The 13,298-nt window shown below is 46.5% G+C and carries 13 protein-coding genes; 2 read left to right on the top strand and 11 right to left on the bottom strand.

Annotated features, from left to right (window positions below; translation table 11 throughout):
- Positions 1 to 47: 47 nt before the first annotated feature.
- The 5 genes from K2Q13_RS04640 to K2Q13_RS04620 form a co-directional block, all read right to left on the bottom strand.
- Positions 48 to 578, bottom strand: a complete 531-nt coding sequence (locus K2Q13_RS04640; protein WP_292919498.1) for a CinA family protein — start codon at positions 576 to 578, stop codon at positions 48 to 50.
- A 7-nt stretch (positions 579 to 585) separates the two neighbouring features.
- Positions 586 to 1,422 carry an alpha/beta hydrolase gene (locus K2Q13_RS04635; RefSeq protein WP_292919497.1) on the bottom strand — a complete coding sequence of 279 codons (837 nt, stop codon included), beginning with the start codon at positions 1,420 to 1,422 and terminating at the stop codon, positions 586 to 588.
- Positions 1,423 to 1,433: 11 nt separating this feature from the next.
- Positions 1,434 to 1,925: a DUF2141 domain-containing protein gene (locus K2Q13_RS04630; RefSeq protein WP_292919496.1), complete on the bottom strand. Its 492-nt coding sequence runs from the start codon at positions 1,923 to 1,925 to the stop codon at positions 1,434 to 1,436.
- Positions 1,926 to 2,099: 174 nt separating this feature from the next.
- Complete coding sequence (locus K2Q13_RS04625) at positions 2,100 to 5,336, bottom strand: DUF748 domain-containing protein (protein WP_292919495.1); 3,237 nt, start codon at positions 5,334 to 5,336, stop codon at positions 2,100 to 2,102.
- A 253-nt stretch (positions 5,337 to 5,589) separates the two neighbouring features.
- Positions 5,590 to 6,054, bottom strand: coding sequence for an FKBP-type peptidyl-prolyl cis-trans isomerase (locus K2Q13_RS04620; protein WP_292919494.1), 465 nt, complete (start codon positions 6,052 to 6,054; stop codon positions 5,590 to 5,592).
- A 174-nt stretch (positions 6,055 to 6,228) separates the two neighbouring features.
- On the opposite strand from K2Q13_RS04620, the gene K2Q13_RS04615 reads away from it, so the two are divergent.
- Both K2Q13_RS04615 and K2Q13_RS04610 read left to right on the top strand, forming a co-directional pair.
- Positions 6,229 to 6,684 (top strand): YbaN family protein, encoded by a 456-nt coding sequence (locus K2Q13_RS04615; protein ID WP_292919493.1) that lies wholly within the window; start codon positions 6,229 to 6,231, stop codon positions 6,682 to 6,684.
- A gap of 60 nt (positions 6,685 to 6,744) precedes the next feature.
- Positions 6,745 to 8,202, top strand: a complete 1,458-nt coding sequence (locus K2Q13_RS04610; RefSeq protein ID WP_292919492.1) for a DUF4139 domain-containing protein — start codon at positions 6,745 to 6,747, stop codon at positions 8,200 to 8,202.
- 36 nt (positions 8,203 to 8,238) lie between these two features.
- Here K2Q13_RS04610 and K2Q13_RS04605 read toward each other — a convergent pair whose 3' ends face one another.
- The 6 genes from K2Q13_RS04605 to K2Q13_RS04580 form a co-directional block, all read right to left on the bottom strand.
- Complete coding sequence (locus K2Q13_RS04605) at positions 8,239 to 9,288, bottom strand: VanZ family protein (RefSeq protein WP_292919491.1); 1,050 nt, start codon at positions 9,286 to 9,288, stop codon at positions 8,239 to 8,241.
- Positions 9,289 to 9,648: 360 nt separating this feature from the next.
- Positions 9,649 to 10,164 (bottom strand): DNA-deoxyinosine glycosylase, encoded by a 516-nt coding sequence (locus K2Q13_RS04600; protein WP_292919490.1) that lies wholly within the window; start codon positions 10,162 to 10,164, stop codon positions 9,649 to 9,651.
- Positions 10,165 to 10,180: 16 nt separating this feature from the next.
- Positions 10,181 to 10,918 carry a 2,3-bisphosphoglycerate-dependent phosphoglycerate mutase gene (locus K2Q13_RS04595; RefSeq protein WP_292919489.1) on the bottom strand — a complete coding sequence of 246 codons (738 nt, stop codon included), beginning with the start codon at positions 10,916 to 10,918 and terminating at the stop codon, positions 10,181 to 10,183.
- Complete coding sequence (locus tag K2Q13_RS04590; RefSeq protein ID WP_292919488.1) at positions 10,918 to 12,003, bottom strand: fatty acid desaturase; 1,086 nt, start codon at positions 12,001 to 12,003, stop codon at positions 10,918 to 10,920. The genes K2Q13_RS04595 and K2Q13_RS04590 overlap by 1 nt, the downstream gene beginning before the upstream one ends.
- A gap of 22 nt (positions 12,004 to 12,025) precedes the next feature.
- Positions 12,026 to 12,481, bottom strand: a complete 456-nt coding sequence (locus tag K2Q13_RS04585) for an HIT family protein (RefSeq protein ID WP_292919487.1) — start codon at positions 12,479 to 12,481, stop codon at positions 12,026 to 12,028.
- A 6-nt stretch (positions 12,482 to 12,487) separates the two neighbouring features.
- Positions 12,488 to 13,237 carry a phosphocholine cytidylyltransferase family protein gene (locus tag K2Q13_RS04580; RefSeq protein WP_292919486.1) on the bottom strand — a complete coding sequence of 250 codons (750 nt, stop codon included), beginning with the start codon at positions 13,235 to 13,237 and terminating at the stop codon, positions 12,488 to 12,490.
- Positions 13,238 to 13,298: the final 61 nt, after the last annotated feature.

The following is a 13,298-nucleotide window of genomic DNA, read 5'->3' as shown; positions in this document are numbered from 1 at the left end:
GTTTTAAGGGTATCTTCGGGTACCCTTAATGCTTTTGTCGGTAAGCATCACGCCACAGCAATGGTATTTTCCAATAATTGTAATATGCCCTGCAAGGCAGTAGTCACCGCCAAATGCCTGATGGTTTCACGGTCGCCCTTGAAACGATGAGTTTGTTGCTGCACCGGGCCATCTTTGCTGACCCACGCAAAACACACCATTCCCACCGGTTTTGTGGCTGTTCCGCCGTCGGGTCCGGCAATGCCGGTAATCGACACGCTGATTTGCGCATGACTTCTGTGTAGTGCGCCGATAGCCATTTCTTGCGCTGTTTGTGGCGATACGGCACCAAATTGATCTAGCGTACTTTGCTGTACGCTCAGCATTTCGCATTTGGATCGGTTGCTGTACGTGATAAATCCCCGTTCATACCAGCCTGAACTGCCTGCTACGGCGGTGACTGCTTGACCAACCCAACCGCCAGTGCAGGATTCGGCTGTTGCCAGCATCCATCCACGCTGCTCAAGGGCTTCTCCAACGCGCAGTGCCAGATCGAAAATGGCTTGATCGTCATCAAAAATTTGTGATTCACGGGTCATCGGTAAGCTACCTTGAAAATTTTAATGGGGAGTTCAGATGTTGATCCATAAACGCGCCCAGAGCTCTTTGCCACGTGGGTTGCATAAATATGAAACCGTTATTGTGACCACCTTCCAAAGTTAAGAAATGTTTCGGCTCGGAAGCCGCTTGAAACAATCGCTGGCCATGCTGAAACGGGACGATTTCATCTTGCGGGCTGTGCGCGATAAAAACCGGGCAAGTTACTGATTGTAATGATTCAAGCGTGTTGTAATCAAAACGGCTGATCCAGCGTACCGGCAGAAACGGATATATTTGTGCAGCCAGATCGGGAACCGAAGTAAACGTCGAAGCCAGCACCAGCAGGCCGGGCTTTTCGCGGGCGGCCAGCCAGGAAGCTACAGCGCCACCGAGCGATTCGCCAAATAATACAATTTGCTCAGATGCAATCTTTTGCGTCACGGTCAAATGCTGCCAAGCAGCTTCGGCATCCAGATAAGTGCCGGATTCCGACGGTGTTCCGCTGCTCTGGCCATAGCCTCGGTAGTCAAACAATAAGGTGTTATAACCCAATCGGCTGAACATGGTCAGATAATTGATGCGATGGGAAATATTTCCGGCGTTGCCGTGAAAGAACAATACCGTGCCTTTGGCATCGGGAACAGGCACCCACCATCCATGCAGTGTTTCACCATCAGCAGTGGCGATGCTCACCGATGAATAATCCAGACCAAACATTTCCGGCGTATTGCTGAGTTGCTTGTCCGGAAAATACACCATACGGGATTGACCCACATAGATCAACAAAACCAATGCAAGGTACGAAACCGCCAGCAAAAAAAATAGATTCAGTAGCATGCGCATGAGATGATGGATCAGGGCTGCTTCAGATCAATCACGATATCGGCACCCAGATCGGTGGTCGTAAATGCCGAATCACTGAATTCCGGAAAACCAACCTGCTGTTCAGGGTTGTTCGATAAGCCAAACGGTTCGTTCGGCAATAGGTTCCATCGTTTTTTTAATTTACGGTTTCCATCCAGATCATGATAAGCCGACACTGCATAGGTGCCGGGCCGTTCCAGATTGATACAGACTTTCTGCGGTTCCTCTGCCGCCGGAGCGCGAACCTTGCGTGTGCGCCCTTTTTTAAAAAGAAAATGCTCCGGGTCATGGTATAACTCAACGTTCAGCACGCCGCCTGGTTGCACCCCATTGACGGTTACCCTGATTTGCGCGAGGTCTGCATCGCAGGCATCGGGGACTTCATCCGGATTGATGTTGAAGGCTTCAGCAGCATGCGTCTGTGCGCAGATCAGAAAGCCCAGTACCAGCACCCAGGGTACTTGCCGGGAAAATGTGAACAATGGTCGTAGCGTCTTGGATTGGATGGTTTTCATCGGTATTATTTTTTTGGTTTGCAACGTATGAATAGTTTACTATAATCGATTCGCTAAGACTAAAGCCGCGCGACCGAAGAAAAATACCACCCGTTCCGGGGATACATGAACAAAGGGCAACTTCAAAACTTGAAGCCGATCTCACTTCAATGAAAACTCAACCCGGCTGCCTGCCTTTTGGTCATCTACTTCTGCTTCATGACTGACGACAAATATCCGGTCGCTGGCAACTTCGCCATTCTCAATCAGCCAGTTACGCGCCGCATTGGCGCGGTTTTCTGCCAGCACCTCCAAATCATTATCATGAATCACCGTATGCTCGAGCATCAGTTGCTCCATTTCGGCATCAGGAATGCTTTTAGTTAACCCGATAAGATTGGTGGGTTTTTCGAAAGTTTCTTTTTTATAGGCCATCTCAAGGTATTCGCTATATTCTTCCGGAGCTAAGGTCACATCCACAAGAGTGCTGCTGGTAACGCCTTTCTTGACATCCTCGGCTAACTTCTGCGCTTTCACTTTGTTTTGTAACATGGCGAGTTTCAAACCTTCATGATCCGCGATAGGATCAACGTGGCCGGAAATTTCCAATTCCAGAGACGGACGGTCATTTAAAACTTCGGATAGAGTTTGCAGACGTTGCAGGGATTCGTCTTCGATGGTCGAAAAACCGGGAGTAAAGGTAATTTCAGATAATTCTTCGCCACCTTCAAATGCTGAGGCTAGTAATGTAAAAGGAGAAGTAATCGCTTTAGTGATTAGGTTGACGAATGCCTGGAAAATAATGTCACCAAGGTTAAATTCAGGGTCATTAATCGATCCTTGGAGCGGCAGATGTATGTCAATCTCACCGCGGCGGTTTTTAAGCAGGGTAATCGCCAGGTCGAGCGGCAGAGAAACAGCATCCTCGCGATCGATTTTTTCACCGAGCGTGAATTGATCCAGAAAGATTTTGTTGTCGGCTGATAAAGCCCCATTCTCGACTTGGTAGTTAACGTCTGCTGACAGTTTGCCTTTTTCAATCGCATAACCGATAAATTTTCCCGAATAAGGGCTGAAAGGCGGCAAATCAATATCTTTAACTTGCGCCATGATATCCATCTGCAATTCCGTACCGAATGGATCGATCGAGCCGCTGATTTTCAACGGCGAGGTTTTTCCAACCATGCCTCGTATGTCGATTTTCCCGGTTTTTCCGGTTTGCAATGGACCAATCTGGCCTGACAACGCGGATAACTTGGCGGAGTAATTCGGCTTAATAAACCGGTCGTTGAAATGAACACTGCCTTGTTGCAAAGAAATGTTATCAATACGAACGGCTGCCGGTTGTGGGGATTCGCTTGGCTGGGTATCCGCAGGGGATGCATCGGCGGCCGCCACGGCAGAATCTAACGGGATATCCTGCCGAACGATATGTTTAAGATTGAGACTGCCGTCCGACCGGATTGTCACGCGTGCATAAAAGTCACTTAATTTGATTGCCTTTACATCCACACGGAGCGGTTCGTTAACAAAATTCAGGTCGTTGATATCCAGTTTTTTCCAGCGCAGCAGGTCACGCGTAGTTTTTGGATCAAACACATTGAAATTGGCTAGATTTCCATGCCCGCCAAGCTGAATTTTCAGTGGATTACCCTGAGCTTTGATCGTGCCGTTAAAGGAAATATCACCACTGGTTAGCAAGGCAGTCAATTTGTCACCGCCCCAGCCTTGTAAAGACACCAGATCAACGTCATCAAGATTCATGGTTAAATCCGCCGCAAGTGGCGCCCATCCCAGCGAACCATCAACTTTGATTTTGCCGCGTTGATTGACTTTAGCTTCCAATGCAAGATTCGACGGTGTAGCGCCACTCAAGTCAACGTTATCTACAGTGAGATTCAAGCTCTCAACAACCATCGGGGTAAGCTTTTCCAGTGTGAGATCTTCGTAACGCAGTGCAGCTTCATTGAGTTTTATGCGTTTGACTTGAGTAGTCCACTGCGTCTCGTTATTGCTGGTAGACGCTTCTTTTCTTGCAGACGTAGGTGGAGCGACGGAGTCACTAGGGGTTGCTTTGCTTTCGGCTACTTTGATCCCATCGGAATCAGGATAAGCCGGTTTTCTGCCAGGAATGGGTATATTTTTTTGCGCTTTTATCTCAGTTTTTTGGACTGGTGTTTGAGTCTGCGTTTGAGTCTGCACTTGTTCATCGGTAGGCTCAAACATCCGGGTTAGATCTATTTCGCCGTCAGATTCCCGACGTAAGGTTGTATTCAGGCGATCCAGAACTATTTCATCCAAAGTAATCCGGCGCGATTTGATATTGATCAGGATGCGGTCGATAGCCAGTTGAGCGAGCGATAATGCAGGTTCACTTTCGCCTTCGCGCATTAATTCGACTTGGTCCATTTTCAATTTAATTTGCGATGGTTGCTCACGCATCAAATCTACCTGGGTCAGTGCGATGTCCAGTTTTTTTACATCAGTTCGATAGGGCGCCGCTACCGTACTATCCTTTATGGCTAATTGCCGCAATGTTGTATTTCCGGTTAGCGTAATAGCGGGCGCTTGGTCCGGCTGCTGTGTAAATGTCACGAGCAAATCACTGTCGAAATAACCTGAAAGGAGTTTGATTCCCTGGGGCAAGGGTGCATATCGGTCAAACTCGGATAAGTCTATTTTATTGAATTTAAGCGCCAAGGTTGCTTCCTGTGGAACGGCGAATGGGCGCAGTTTGCCCTCTAATGAAAAAGGCGATCCATTAATTTTTGCGCTGAAGTGTGGTTCTACCCAGTGTGTTATAGCACTCTCAAAATTAGCGATAATTGGAATGCCTAGATTAATTTCAGTAATTTGATGATCAGTCTGCATGTGACGGTCAAGAAACTCAAAATGTCCCCCCTGGATCGTAATGTTGCTGATTGAGAATTTCGTGGCACGATCCTCTTCCTCTTCTTTATCCGAGGGTTGGCTGAATTTTTCCAGTAAATCAGAAATATTCAGTTGATCCTTTGTTTCTCGAATCAAACGAAATTTAGGATTTGTCAGAGCAATTGCGGTTATGACAGGCGCACGTTGCTTTAGCGACTCAATACTGAGATCGATATAAAACCTATCAAAGGAAAGCAGCGATTCATTTGGCTCGCCAGTATCAGCTTTTACACCCACTTGAAAACCATGCACGATCAGTTCTAGCTTATGCGGTTTGATTTCAATCAAGGCGACTGTGACAGGGCGTTGCAACAGTTCGGATAGACGTATCTCAAGCTGAGATTTTGCGTAACCGGGCAACCAGAAATAGCTGAGCGCTGCCAACAGAATAATTAAAATCGCTATCACGCCGAGACTGATGCTCAGACGTTTGTGCCGAATGAAGCGTTGCGGTATGGTCGTAGTCATAGCAGTTCCCTGTCATTTTCAGTTGATTATGAAACGCTCAGGTTGATTAAAGCGCCTCGCCATAACCGACGAGGTATGCACTTTAGGTTGGCGGCTTTGCAACTCGCTGATCTCAAGGAGCGAAGATTAAATCCGCAGCGACCAAATGGATTTAAGAATTGAAGGGCAAATGAGCTATTGCGGAAGCGACAAAATAACTAACTCAATAGCTCGATTTACAATATTTGTCTAACGGTTGAATGAAAAACAAATATTAATAATGCGCATCTTTCTTAAAACCAATCAGTTCTACATCAAAAATCAGGGTAGCATTCGGTGGAATGATGTTTCCGGCACCTCGTGCACCATAGCCCATCGATGGCGGAATAATTAACGTGCGTTGCCCTCCGACTTTCATGCCTTGAACGCCTTGATCCCATCCTTTGATGACGCGCCCGGCACCCAACATGAATGAAAAATGTTCTTTACGATCATGAGAGCTGTCAAATTTTGGGCCTTTTTTCTCAGGCGCATCTTCATCATAAAGCCATCCGGTATAATGTACATTGACCGTTTTTCCAATTTCTGCTTCTTCGCCCGTGCCGACTTTGGTGTCAATTTTTTGTAACTCTGAACCATCTGCCGCCGCATGCTCTTTATAAGCAAATGCTGCGTTGGATAGCATTAATAACGCGAACAATACGAAGCTTAAATTTAGTAGTGTTTTGATATTGCGCATAATTTCCTCAAAAATAATATAGAATCCGGTTAATATGAATAATTAGCCTGTAGATATTATAACTGCTAACATAAATCCTTATCTGCAGCCGGTTGAAATGATGGTTGCTTTTTGAATCAAACTTAATTAAGTTTACCAATAAATATTTTTTCGAACCAGATTACTCAATTAAAAATGCATGCATCGGAGCAGCAAAAAGTAAACCAGAACGAACGGCAAGTTGCAGCCGAGCAAGTGGCCGATTTGTTATGTTTACATGACTCGCCAGTTGTACGTATCCTGTATTTGAGCGCTGGTTTTCTGGCGTTGTTGCTGGGCGCGTTAGGAGCGATCTTGCCGGTGTTACCTACCACGCCATTTGTGCTTCTGGCAGCCGCATGTTTCGCACGCGGTTCCGAGCGCTTTCATCGTAAATTGCTGGAAAATCGGATAGCGGGCCCAATAATTCGCGAATGGAATATTTATCACAGTATCCCATATCGCGTCAAACGCTGGGTCTATTTTCTCATGTCGTTATCATTCGGCAGTTCTATTTTAATCGTTCCCGAACTATGGCAAAAGATCATGCTACTTGTGATTGGAAGTATTTTAGCTTTCTATATCTGGCGCATTCCTGTAAGAGAAGTTTGAAACACTTTCACTGATCGCATTCATTGGGTTCACTTAACCCGTCTTTGGGCCTTTCATATCATGGATACTTTAAATCGATTCTCCAGCCAAGCTTTGTTGACCATTAGCTGCGTACTGTTCCTTTGTGATTCGGTGGTAAATGCCAAAACTGAAGAGCAACTGAGCACCCTTTTAGAGCAGAAATCAGTGGCGGTTACCATTTACAACAATGACCTGGCTCTGGTGAAGGATTTGCGCCAAATTGATCTCGCCAACAGAGACTTTAATCTGGCATGGCGCGATGTCAGTGCGCAAATACGACCGGAAACCGCATTGCTACGCAGTGTCAATCATCCAGGCAGTATTACGGTAGTTGAACAGAATTTCAATTTTGATTTGCTAACGCCACAAAACTTACTCAACAAATATATTGGACAAATGGTGACAATCATTAAAGTCAATCCGGTAACCGGTGTAGAAGGCAGGGAAAATGCAGTGGTGTTGGCTGCCAGCGGGGGTGTTGTATTAAAAATGGCCGATCGTATCGAAACAGGCATTCCCGGTCGAATTGTTTTTGAGAATGTGCCAAATAACTTGCGTGACCGCCCTACGCTGGTGATTCAAGGCAATCGTAACAATTCCGCAGCGCAGGAATTAGAGCTTAGCTATTTGACAACCGGCTTGTCTTGGAAAGCCGACTATGTTGCAGAGCTGAATGACGCAGATGCTCAAATGGATTTGTCCGGCTGGGTCACGCTGACCAATACCAGCGGCACCCATTACGCCCAGGCAAAACTGCAATTGGTAGCTGGCGACATTAATCGGGTACAGCGGGAGCTTGCCACCCCCATGGCAAGGCGAAGCAAAGCAGAGTTTGATGTTGCGGAAGTATCAATGCATCAGGAATCTCTGATGGAATATCACTTATACAATCTGAATAGGCCGACGACTCTGGCTGAAAATCAGACCAAGCAAGTTGCATTGCTCAACGCTGTCAACGTGCCCGTGCGTAAGGAGCTTGTGTTGATTGGTAACGATTACTACTACGCTTCCAGCTATGGTGATCTCGGGCAGAAACTAAAAGTAAGTGTATTTGTGCAATTTGACAATAAAGAATCGGTGCGGTTAGGCGTGCCTTTGCCCAAAGGCACAATACGTGTGTATAAGCGCGATAAAATGAATAATGCACAGTTCGTCGGTGAAGATTGGGTCGATCACACGCCGATCAATGAGGTCGTGCGCTTGAAGCTGGGACAATCGTTTGATGTCACGGCAGCCAAAAAACAAACCGATTTTAAACAGTTAGGCTCTGGAAATAATAGTATTAATCGTTTTGAGAGCGCTTATGAGATTACGCTCAAGAATGCGAAAAAGGAAGCGGTTACGGTGCTTGTTCAAGAACCTATCCCCGGAGACTGGAAAATCATTGCGGAAAACCAGCCGCATAGTAAACCTACTAGCAACGTGGCCGAGTGGAAAATAGAGGTGCCTGCGGAAGGTTCTGCATTACTTAATTATCGCGTGCAAACGAAATACTGAGTGTGGATTTTTGAATTTACCAGTTTTTTTTCTGACTTATTTTTCATTGCGAGCAGCATCAGTGATAAAAGAATGATGATCCTTCCTTATCTTCGTAAGCAAGATCAGAATCAATCCGAAAATCCCGCCTGCTGCATCAATAAAAAAATCTATGATAAGGGGAGTTCGGCCTCCGATATAGAGTTGTGCGAGCTCAGTGCCAGCAGCTAGAGAAAGAATGGCGAATATCATTCGGCTTAAGCGTTCTTGAGTCATCATCAAGCATAGAATCAAGCCAAACAAGAAAAATGAACAAAAATGCCAGATCTTGGATAAGTCCCATGTCATTGGGCTTTTAATTTGCTCACTTTGCATATGAATGTGTGTTTTTACTTCATCGGATACTTGATTCTTGAGTTTTCCGGGCAGAGTCGTTCCCACGATAATGGAGATGAATGCGAAAACCAGTAATAAGTGCAAGAAAACACTTTGTTTGTTGCTGATAAGGCATGAGCCAATCAGCAGCAGGAAGAAAGCGCTCCATGCTGATAGCATTATGTTCCTAGCTATTGCGAACAACTGGGTTTCGCGGACGGGATAAAGTTGGATATTATTTATCTGGAGCGATCCGGTAGCTTGACTTAATTGTGCGATTATCCGGATGCTCTGGGTTTCATGTGAAACAGTAAAAATGCCTTGATAATTTTCCCAATCATGGGTTCCTGTCAGCGACACTACTACCGAAGGCAAGTCCCAGCGCTCCTTCTTTTTATCGACTTGCAGAAGCAGAAGTCTGGCCTGATTCCAAGACTTTTCGCCTGCTAATACATCACTGCTTTTTACATCAGCGGATAGCAATAAAATCGTACCAGGCGCAACCGTTGGGATATCTTGGTAGATGCTGGTTATCGTTGTTGCATCATTGGATATAAGATTGAATCCAATGCTGGTGAAATTAATTTGACTGTTTTTTGAGGTTTTGTACTTCCAATGGTCAGTTAATAGCTCAGATCCATCTGGTTCATATTGCGCGATCCAAGTATGAGATGCAATGGTGGTAACGGCCAATAAAATAAAAAGCAAGCACTGCGTTTTAAACAGCGGCATGCATCAGATGCCGGCGCGCAGCAATACAGTAGAATCTCTGCAGCTAGTAAGTTCAGGAAATATAAACATATTCTTTTGTTGCGTTGTGAAGTGTCATTTTTGACAGGATTCTCCTGCGCGCGAGCGGCACAGCACACAGTGTAGAGCAATTGGGGCGCTATCTTTCCGATCTAAAAATACTGAACCATTAAGCTGATATATCCAGCGGCAAAAATAATAAGCACAATAATCACGAGCTTTTTCATCGAATGAAGTCCTTTCAGTTAAATGTTAATTAGCATTGCTGTATTGTAGCGTGTAAGTAAAACGCATCTTAGGCTTTGCCGTCAAGTATTTTGCATTGTTTTGTTGAGTAGATGGTCAGTGCGACTCCAATGCTAACTTGATTATTTGATGCCATGTTTTGTATTTTTCATCGAATGACAATCTTGCGTTAGCGGGGCTTGTGGAAGGCAGGCGTGACAGAGTTATTGATCTTAACTTATTGCCCGGAATGACGTTGCGCCTAAAGCAGGTTTCTGCTTTCCCGCCGTTAAAAAATACGTGGGTAATTTGCGGGTGTAAGGTAAAAAAGGCTGGAAAATTGTTGACGATCTCCGTCCCAGTTTCAATCATTGAATCCAGACTTCCAGAGCGGTTGCAGGATTTAAGCACATCCCATAGCGCGATGGGCGATGATTTCAGGGCGATTATTTTTTCTTCATAGGGCGAACTTACTTGGATTTGCAGCAGTGGTGCCATAATTGGCCAGAAGGCATTGCGCGGATGTGCGTAATATTGAGTTGCCGCCAGTGAAGCCTCACCGGGCATGCTGCCGAGTATCAGGATTTTTGTGTGAACGCCCGCTATGGGGGCAAAGCTGTGGATGGTTGGCATGATGAAACGAAGCGTATCAAACGAGCTTGTCGATATAATAATGCCGTATGGTGTTGCATTGCTGGTCTAATTCATACACTAAGGGGCGACCGGTAGCCAGTCTCAACTTCATGACCTGTGTGGGCGTGAGATGATCCAATAACATCATCAGCGCTCTCAGGGTATTGCGATGAGAGACGATCAGCACGTGCTTTCCTTGCCGGATTTCCGGTTGAATCGTGTCCTGCCAATAGGGTTTGAGGCGCGCGAGGGTTTGTCGCATGCTCTCTCCCGTTGGCAGTTGATTGCGATCAATATGGGCATAACTGAGCTGATTGCCCGGATAGCGATAATCCTCTTGATTCAAATTCGGGGGAGCGGCGTCAAATTTGATTTGGCAACCCAGAATCGGCCAAATGCCGAATTGTCTGATCGCCGACCAACGCTCCATGCCTTCGAGTGCCCCGTAGTGGCGTTCATTCAAATGCCAGGTTTGCAGTACCGGAATATCTAGGTGCATGCTTGCTAGCGCAATGCGCGATGTCGATGTGGCGCGTTGCAGGACGGAAGTAAAACACAAATCAAAAGTGAAGCCTGCATGCTTCAGCAAGTAAGCTGCTTGTTCAGCTTCCTGTTCACCTTTTGAGCTCAGCGCCACATCGCTCCAGCCGGTGAATTTTTTATCGCGATTCCAGATGCTTTGCCCGTGGCGCAACAGCACCAGCTTTGTCACACTTTGTCGGGAAGTTTCTGCCGCCGGGATAACTTTTAGCATTAATTGTTTTGTCGCTGCGAGGGATTCGTGGCAGCTTCAGAGGATTCGCGCCAGATTTGTTTTAGCGCTGGCCATAAGCCGCTGCGCAGTGTTTTGATATACTGCGAATTATCGGTCAGATTATTGACCAAGCGACGCTGGGCCTTGCCAAGATTATGGTATGGCATGCTCATGAAGAGGTGATGCGTGGCATGGTAACGCAAACCGACCGGCGCCCACAGCGGTGTAATCAGGAAATTACCAGGAATGTTGATCGAATCCAAATACTGCTCAGCCAAAGTCATCTTGCGATCGCCGGGATTGCGGTAAGCGTGAGCGGCTAGCGTGCGTAGTGAATTAAGGGCAAAGACAGTCACTGCGACCAAATACCAAAGTATCAGCAACGAATACGGAAAAACTTCCAGCATCACTAAAGCGATAATAGTCACACCAAATAAACAGGCAGCGATTTCCTGCTGCCGCCAATTGAGATCGTTGCGGATAGCATCTTTAGCGCGCCGGTAATTCGGATCAATCGTCAATGACGATGCGCGTTCCCATACGATCTTGCGCAGCGGGGGAATCAGGTAAACAATGGGCGTCAATACCACAAACCGTATCGCTAGCAGAATCGGGATCAGCAACGACAATAGCACATACACCACCATTTCTCCGGGCTTGCGCGTCGCAAACGGCAGGTATTCGCCATCTGCGCTGGTGCCATACACATCCGGCTTATGATGATCGTTATGCACGCCATCATAAGTAAACGAAGGGATCATGAATGGGATGCCGCTCAAGATATTCCATGCCAGACGGAAGTTTTGAAACGTGCCTTTTTTCAGATGCGCCAGTTCATGCACAAAAACCGCCGAGCGATATAATGTCAGTACCGAGATCACAAAAGCACCTAGTTGCCACAGTGATAAAAACGGAGAAAATAGCGCAGTGAAAAAGGCGGTCCAGCCCAGCGTGACATGGAACAGAAAATCAATCCAATAAATCCACGGATTGGGCGCCAACAGATCGCGTACCAGATGATGAGCTTCCCGCAAGGGAAATTCCTTGACGTAAGGTATATTTTGTTCGGTGGCTTGTTCAGTCACTTGTTGCCTCGCTTCATTACGGTCACGACCAGTAGGTTTTGAGATGCTCCATGATCTGCTGATTGATAGCTGTGTCCGTTTTGTTGATTTGACTCAAATTCGGCACGGCTGGCCAACCTGCGTCGATAAATTCCATGCCGACGAATGACTTAGGCTGTGCATAGCGTGGCAGCACGTGAAAGTGCACATCCGGGTCAACCATCATCAGCATCAGATAATTGATTTTGTCATACTGAAAAGCTTGGGTTAGTGCTGATTCGATATGCCGGGTTACTGCATGTAGCTCATTAAAACTTGCTAAACTCAGCTCCGAGAAGGCATTGGCTGGCTCATGTGCAATTAAAACCAGCGCACCCAGCGTGACTTGCGCCGGACGTAATAACACTGACCAGTAATGATACGACCGGATAATCGTTTGCGGCGCACCGAATTTGCGCATGGTGGCATTGTAGTTCGTTGGAGCTGAATCCTGCATCATACGAGTTTACTCGCTAAAAATAATGCCCGCCCGGGCTAAGTCCTCAATGAAATCGATTTCGCACCAGCGAAAACCTTTGATAGAACAAGAATTCACCAAATGCTGCTTAGCCAGACGATCAATAATTGATAAGTACCATGATTTGAGTTCCGCTGGATGACGCAAAGCCACTTCCACGGCATCACGAAAGGTGCGTGCGCCTTGCTCGCGGAAGTAAATCAAACCAATTGATTCCGCATTGACTTGATGCGGCGGCACGATCTTGCTGACTTGCTGCACCCAGCGATCGGCATCCAGTTGTACTTTCATATCGTCGGCGTCATAAGTATCCTTGTCATCCACACTCAGTGTAATGGGCGCGAGTTCTGAATTCAAGACTTTGCTCAGTAACGCCGATTCGATCACGGTATCGCCGTTTAGCAGCAAAAAATCGCCATCCATTTCGGCGCGTGCGATCCAGCAACTTGCCAGATTATCCGCTACCTCATAAAAAGGGTTGAACAGAATTTTAATCTTGGGATAATTTGCGTAACGTTGTAGCAACAATGCCTCAATCAGAGCCACCTGAAAGCCGCTAATAATCGTAACATCATTGACACCCACCGCCAACAAAGCATCGATTTGCCAGGCCAGCACGGGTTTATCGGAAACCGGCAGCAAGCATTTTGGCATATTCTCAGTCAGTGGCAATAAGCGGCGGCCTTGCCCGGCGCTCAGAATGATGGCTTTGATCGATTTCGTGGCCTGATTCGTCATAGATAAATTGATTTTAAGGTAGTTACAATGCGAAGCGTTGATAATAGCAACGCAGTATTGT

The organism is Nitrosomonas sp. (assembly GCF_019752095.1).
Lineage (GTDB): Bacteria > Pseudomonadota > Gammaproteobacteria > Burkholderiales > Nitrosomonadaceae > Nitrosomonas.
The sequence above is the reverse complement of the archived record's forward strand: the minus strand, read 5'-3'. Positions and strand labels throughout refer to the sequence as shown.